Genomic DNA, 6,332 nt, shown 5'->3' with positions numbered 1-6,332 from the left:
ACGACGTTCTCCCCGTCGACCTGGACCGTGGCGTCCGCGGGGGCGCGCAGCGCGGTGTGCAGCACCGCGCGGTCCTCGGTGACGTTGATCTTCTCGCCGCGGAACATGGCGTCCCGGAGGCCGAAGACATCGGTGGCGGCGGCCAGCTCCCGCAGCAGGGCGAGGGTCTCGTCGGTGATCAGGTGCTTGGAGTAGTCGATGCGCAGGTCACCCACGCGTACGACGTACCGCTCGGCGCGCGAGGGGTCGGCGGCGAACAGCTCACGCAGGTCCGGACGGAGCAGCGCCTCGGCGCGGTGGTCCTCCAGGGCCGTCCACTCGGGACGGCGGGTGAGCTCGGGGGAGTCAGACATGGACAGGGGTCTCCTCGGTGCCCTCGCCGCGCAGGGCGATGGCGTACATCTCGTCCGCGTCGAGGCGCCTGAGCTCCTCGGCGATCAGTTCGGAGGTGGAGCGGACCTTCAGGGCCAGCGTGCGCGGCGGCTGGTCGGGCAGGGTCAGCGTGGCGACGGGGCCCTCGGGCCGGTCGATGACGATCTCGCCGGCCGCGGTGCCCAGGCGGACGGTCGTGACGGCCGGGCCGTCGCTGACCACCCGGTCGGCCGCGACGCCGAGGCGGGCCTCCAGCCAGCGGGCCAGCAGTTCGGCGGCCGGGTTGTCCGCCTCGGCCTCCACGGCCGCCGACGTCACCTTCATCCGCGCCTGGTCCAGGGCGGCGGCCAGCATCGACCGCCACAGCGTCAGCCGGGTCCAGGCCAGGTCGGTGTCGCCGGGGGCGTAGGTGCGGACCCGCTTGCGGAGGGTCTCCATCGGGTTCTCGACCGCGTACAGGTCGGTGATCCGGCGCTGGGCGAGCGCGCCCAGGGGGTCCTTGGACGGGTTGTCCGGGGCGTCCACCGGCCACCACACGACGACCGGGGCGTCCGGCAGCAGCAGGGGCAGCACGACGGAGTCGGCGTGCTGCGACACCTCGCCGTACATGCGCAGCACGACGGTCTCGCCGGTGCCGGCCTCGGAGCCGACCCGCACCTCGGCGTCGAGGTGGGACTTGGTGCGCTCGCGCGGGTTGCGGGTGTGCCGCTTGATGACGACCAGGGTGCGCGAGGGGTGCTCGTGCGAGGCCTCCTCGGCCGCCTTGATCGAGTCGTAGGCGTTCTCCTCGTCCGTGACGATCACCATCGTCAGGACCATGCCCACGGCCGGGGTGCCGATGGCCCGGCGGCCCTGGACCAGCGCCTTGTTGACCTTGCTTGCCGTGGTGTCGGTCAGGTCGATCCTCATGGCCTGCGCCAGCTCCGTCCGTCTCGTGCGAGCATCTCGTCGGCTTCCCCGGGGCCCCAGCTGCCCGAGGCGTACTGGGCGGGCTTGCCGTGGGTGGCCCAGTACTCCTCGACCGGGTCGAGGATCCGCCAGGACTCTTCCACCTCCTGGTGACGCGGGAACAGGTTGGCGTCACCCAGGAGGACGTCCAGGATCAGGCGTTCGTACGCCTCGGGGCTGGACTCGGTGAAGGACTCGCCGTAGGCGAAGTCCATCGACACGTCCCGGATCTCCATCGACGTGCCCGGCACCTTGGAACCGAAGCGGACCGTCATGCCCTCGTCCGGCTGGACGCGGATGACGATCGCGTTGGCGCCGAGTTCCTCGGTGGCCGTCTGGTCGAAGGGGGAGTGCGGGGCGCGCTGGAAGACGACCGCGATCTCCGTGACCCGGCGGCCGAGCCGCTTGCCGGTGCGCAGGTAGAAGGGGACGCCCGCCCAGCGGCGGTTGTCGATCGCCAGCTTCATCGCGGCGTAGGTGTCGGTGGTGGAGGCCGGGTCGATGCCGTCCTCCTCCAGGTAGCCGCGCACCTGCTCGCCGCCCTGCCAGCCGCTCGCGTACTGGCCGCGCACGGTGTGCTCGCCCAGGTCGTCCGGGAGCCGCACGGCCCGGAACACCTTCAGCTTCTCGGTGAGCAGCGACGCCGCGTCGAAGGAGGCGGGCTCCTCCATCGCGGTCAGGGCCATCAGCTGGAGCAGGTGGTTCTGGATGACGTCACGGGCGGCGCCGATGCCGTCGTAGTAGCCGGCCCGGCCGCCGATGCCGATGTCCTCGGCCATGGTGATCTGCACGTGGTCGACGTAGGACCGGTTCCAGATCGGCTCGTACATCTGGTTGGCGAAGCGCAGCGCCAGGATGTTCTGGACGGTCTCCTTGCCCAGGTAGTGGTCGATGCGGAAGACCTGGTCCGGCTCGAACACGTCGTGCACTAGGGCGTTCAGCTCCTGCGCGCTCCGCAGGTCGTGCCCGAACGGTTTCTCGATGACGGCGCGGCGCCAGGAGCCCTCCGGGGCGTCCGCCAGGCCGTGCTTCTTCAGCTGCTGGACGACCTTGGGGAAGAACTTCGGCGGCACCGAGAGGTAGAAGGCGTAGTTGCCGCTGGTGCCGCGCGAGGCGTCCAGTTCGCCGACGGCCTTGCGCAGCTCCTCGAAGGCGTTGTCGTCGTCGAAGTCGCCGGGGATGAACCGCATGCCCTCGGAGAGCTGCTGCCAGACCTCCTCGCGGAACTCGGTCCGGGCGTGCTCCTTGACGGCCTGGTGCACGACCTCGGCGAAGTCCTGGTCCTCCCAGTCCCGGCGGGCGAAGCCCACCAGGGAGAAGCCCGGCGGCAGCAGGCCGCGGTTGGCCAGGTCGTAGACGGCCGGCATCAGCTTCTTGCGGGACAGGTCGCCGGTGACACCGAAGATGACCAGGCCGGACGGGCCCGCGATACGGGGCAGCCGACGGTCCTGCGGGTCACGCAGGGGGTTGCTCCAGTCGTGGACCGGGACCTGCGCCGAAGCCTTCCGCCCGCGGGTGCGCTCCGGTCCCTGTTGCGGGGTCTGCTGCTCCTGGATCTGCTTCAGGGTCCGCTCCCGCTGCTGCGCCGGGGTCTCGGCGGGGGACACGGCGTCCGCGACGCCCGCCGCCTCCTGGGCGTCCCGGACCTCCTTGGCCTCCTTCGTCGCCTTGGTCTCGCCCGCGTCCGGGTCGGGAAGCTTCTTGCTCATTCCCCGTCAACTCCCTTGTCGTCGACCTTGCTGTCGAGGGACTTCGTCACGGCGTCGAGCAGGTCCTGCCAGGCCGCCTCGAACTTGGTCACGCCCTCGCGCTCCAGCTGCTCCACCACCTCGTCGTACGAGATGCCGAGCCGCTCCACGGCGGCGAGGTCGGCCCTCGCCTGGGCGTAGCCGCCGGTGACCGTGTCGCCCTGGACGTCACCGTGGTCGGCGGTGGCCTCCAGAGTGGCCTCCGGCATGGTGTTCACGGTGCCGGGAGCGACCAGCTCCTCCACGTACAGGGTGTCCCGGTATGCCGGATCCTTCACCCCGGTGGACGCCCACAGGGGGCGCTGCCGGTGGGCGCCGGTCCCCGCCAGGGCGGTGAAGCGGTCGCCGGCGAAGACCTCCTCGTACGCCTCGTAGGCCAGCCGCGCGTTGGCCAGGGCCGCCCTGCCCTTCAGGGCGAGGGCCTCGTCCGTGCCCAGCACGGTCAGCCGCTTGTCGATCTCGCTGTCGACGCGGGAGACGAAGAAGGAGGCGACGGAGTGGACCGTGGCCAGGTCGTGGCCGGCGGCCCGCGCCCGCTCCAGGCCGGCGAGGTAGGCGTCCATGACCTCGCGGTAGCGCTCCAGGGAGAAGATCAGCGTGACGTTGACGCTGATGCCGGCGCCGATGACCTCGGTGATCGCCGGGAGACCGGCCTTGGTAGCCGGGATCTTGATCATGACGTTGGGGCGGTCCACCAGCCAGAACAGCTGGCGGGCCTCGGCGATCGTCGCCGCCGTGTCGTGGGCGAGGCGCGGGTCGACCTCGATGGAGACCCGGCCGTCCCGGCCGCCGGTCGCCTCGTACACCGGGCGCAGCACGTCGGCGGCGGCGCGGACGTCGGCGGTGGTCATCATCCGCACCGCCTCGTCCACGGTCACGCCGCGCACCGCGAGGTCGGCGAGCTGCTCCTCGTAGCCGGCGCCGGAGCCGATGGCCGCCTGGAAGATGGACGGGTTGGTGGTGACGCCGACGACACCGCCGGTGGCGACCAGCCGGGCCAGGTCGCCCGACTCGATCCGGGTGCGGGACAGGTCGTCCAGCCAGACGGAGACACCCTCGTCGGCCAGGCGCTTCAGCGCCTTCGGGGTCCCGGTTGCTTCGGTCACAGTGATCATCATCTTCTTTCTGGCGTTGCGATCAAGCACGAACGTCGCGGTCAGGCGCGGGCGGCGGCGAGGGACTCCCGGGCCGCGGCGGCGACGTTCTCGGCGGTGAAGCCGTACTCGGTGAACAGGGTCTTGGCGTCGGCGGAGGCGCCGTAGTGCTCCAGCGAGACGATGCGTCCCGCGTCGCCGACGAAGCGGTACCAGGTCAGGGCGATCCCGGCCTCCACGGCCACCCGGGCCTTCACGGCCGGCGGCAGCACGCTCTCGCGGTACGTCCGCGGCTGCTCGTCGAACCACTCCACGGACGGCATCGACACCACCCGGGTGGGGGTCCCCTCGGCCTCCAGCAGCTCCCGTGCCGCGACGGCGACCTGGACCTCGGAGCCGGTGGCGATCAGGATCACCTCCGGGGTCCCGGTGGAGGCGTCCCGCAGGACGTAGCCGCCCTTGGCCGCGTCCGGGTCCGCCTCGTACGTGGGCAGGCCCTGGCGGCTGAGGGCGAGGCCGTGCGGGGCGGGGGCGGTGGAGTGGCGGCGCAGGATCTCCGCCCAGGCGGTGGCCGTCTCGTTGGCGTCGGCCGGGCGGACCACGTGCAGGCCGGGGATGGCGCGCAGCGAGGCGAGGTGCTCGACCGGCTGGTGGGTCGGGCCGTCCTCGCCGAGGCCGACGGAGTCGTGCGTCCACACGTACGTCACCGGCAGCTGCATCAGCGCCGACATGCGCACGGCGTTGCGCATGTAGTCGGAGAAGGTCAGGAAGGTGCCGCCGTAGATCCGGGTGTTGCCGTGCAGCGCGATGCCGTTCATCTCGGCCGCCATCGAGAACTCGCGGATGCCGAAGTGGACGGTACGGCCGTACGGGTCGGCCTCGGGCAGCGGGTTGCCCTCGGGGAGGAAGGACGAGGTCTTGTCGATGGTGGTGTTGTTGGAACCGGCGAGGTCGGCGGAGCCGCCCCACAGCTCGGGCAGCACCGGGCCGAGCGCCTGGAGCACCTTGCCGGAGGCGGCCCGGGTGGCGACCGCCTGGCCCGGCTCGAACACCGGCAGCGCGTCCTGCCAGCCCTCGGGGAGCCGGCCGGCCACCACGCGGTCGAACAGCGCCGCGCGCTCCGGCTGGGCGCCGCGCCACTTGTCGATCCGCTTGTCCCAGGCGGCGTGCGCCTCGGCACCCCGGTCCAGCGCCTTCCGGGTGTGGGCGAGGACCTCGTCCGCGACCTCGAAGGACCGCTCCGGGTCGAAGCCGAGGACGCGCTTGGTGGCGGCGACCTCGTCGGCGCCGAGCGCCGAGCCGTGCGACGCCTCGGTGTTCTGGGCGTTCGGCGCGGGCCAGGCGATGATCGTGCGCATGGCGATGATGGAGGGACGGCCGGTCTCCGCCTTGGCGGCGGTGAGCGCCGCGTACAGGGCGTCCACGTCGACGTCGCCGTTCTCGGCGGGCTCGACGCGCTGGGTGTGCCAGCCGTACGCCTCGTACCGCTTGAGCACGTCCTCGGAGAAGGCGGTGGCGGTGTCGCCCTCGATGGAGATGTGGTTGTCGTCGTAGAGGAAGACCAGGTTGCCGAGCTTCTGGTGGCCGGCCAGCGACGACGCCTCGGCGGAGACGCCCTCCTGGAGGTCGCCGTCGGAGACGATCGCCCAGATCGTGTGGTCGAAGGGGGACTCGCCGGACGGGGCCCCGGGGTCGAACAGGCCGCGCTCGTAGCGGGCGGCCATCGCCATGCCCACCGCGTTGGCCACGCCCTGGCCCAGCGGCCCGGTGGTGGTCTCGACGCCGGCGGTGTGGCCGTACTCGGGGTGGCCGGGCGTCTTCGACCCCTGCGTCCGGAACGCCTTCAGGTCGTCCAGCTCCAGCTCGTACCCGGCGAGGTAGAGCTGTGTGTAGAGGGTCAGCGAGGTGTGTCCGGGGGAGAGGACGAAGCGGTCACGGCCGGTCCACTCGGGATCGGCGGGATCGTGACGCATCACCTTCTGAAAGATCGTGTAGGCGGCCGGGGCGAGGGCCATCGCCGTCCCCGGGTGCCCGTTCCCGACCTTCTGCACGGCATCGGCCGCGAGAACGCGGGCGGTGTCGACGGCACGCCGGTCGAGTTCGGTCCATTCGAAGCGGTCCGCTGTGTGCGTGCTCATCTTCAAGAAATCCTCGATTGGAGCGGAGTGAC

The 6,332-nt window shown here is 71.7% G+C and carries 4 protein-coding genes and 1 pseudogene; all 5 read right to left on the bottom strand.

The genetic code is table 11. The features are described from left to right. Nucleotides 1–353: pseudogene (locus ACZ3IG_RS09690) on the bottom strand (glucose-6-phosphate isomerase); the annotation flags it as partial. Then, a complete protein-coding gene (gene opcA, locus ACZ3IG_RS09685) occupies nucleotides 346–1,281 on the bottom strand; it encodes a glucose-6-phosphate dehydrogenase assembly protein OpcA (protein ID WP_467430495.1) in 936 nt (311 codons plus the stop codon). The gene opcA and the pseudogene ACZ3IG_RS09690, both read right to left, overlap by 8 nt. Further along, nucleotides 1,278–3,029: a glucose-6-phosphate dehydrogenase gene (zwf, locus tag ACZ3IG_RS09680; protein WP_467430494.1), complete on the bottom strand. Its 1,752-nt coding sequence runs from the start codon at nucleotides 3,027–3,029 to the stop codon at nucleotides 1,278–1,280. The genes opcA and zwf overlap by 4 nt, the downstream gene beginning before the upstream one ends. Further along, nucleotides 3,026–4,183 carry a transaldolase gene (gene tal, locus ACZ3IG_RS09675; RefSeq protein WP_467430492.1) on the bottom strand — a complete coding sequence of 386 codons (1,158 nt, stop codon included), beginning with the start codon at nucleotides 4,181–4,183 and terminating at the stop codon, nucleotides 3,026–3,028. The genes zwf and tal overlap by 4 nt, the downstream gene beginning before the upstream one ends. A 41-nt stretch (nucleotides 4,184–4,224) precedes the next feature. Continuing rightward, a complete protein-coding gene (gene tkt, locus ACZ3IG_RS09670) occupies nucleotides 4,225–6,300 on the bottom strand; it encodes a transketolase (RefSeq protein WP_467430489.1) in 2,076 nt (691 codons plus the stop codon). Nucleotides 6,301–6,332: the final 32 nt, after the last annotated feature.

The sequence above is a fragment of the Streptomyces sp. NPDC016677 genome, from assembly GCF_055562815.1.
The sequence above is the reverse complement of the archived record's forward strand: the minus strand, read 5'-3'. Positions and strand labels throughout refer to the sequence as shown.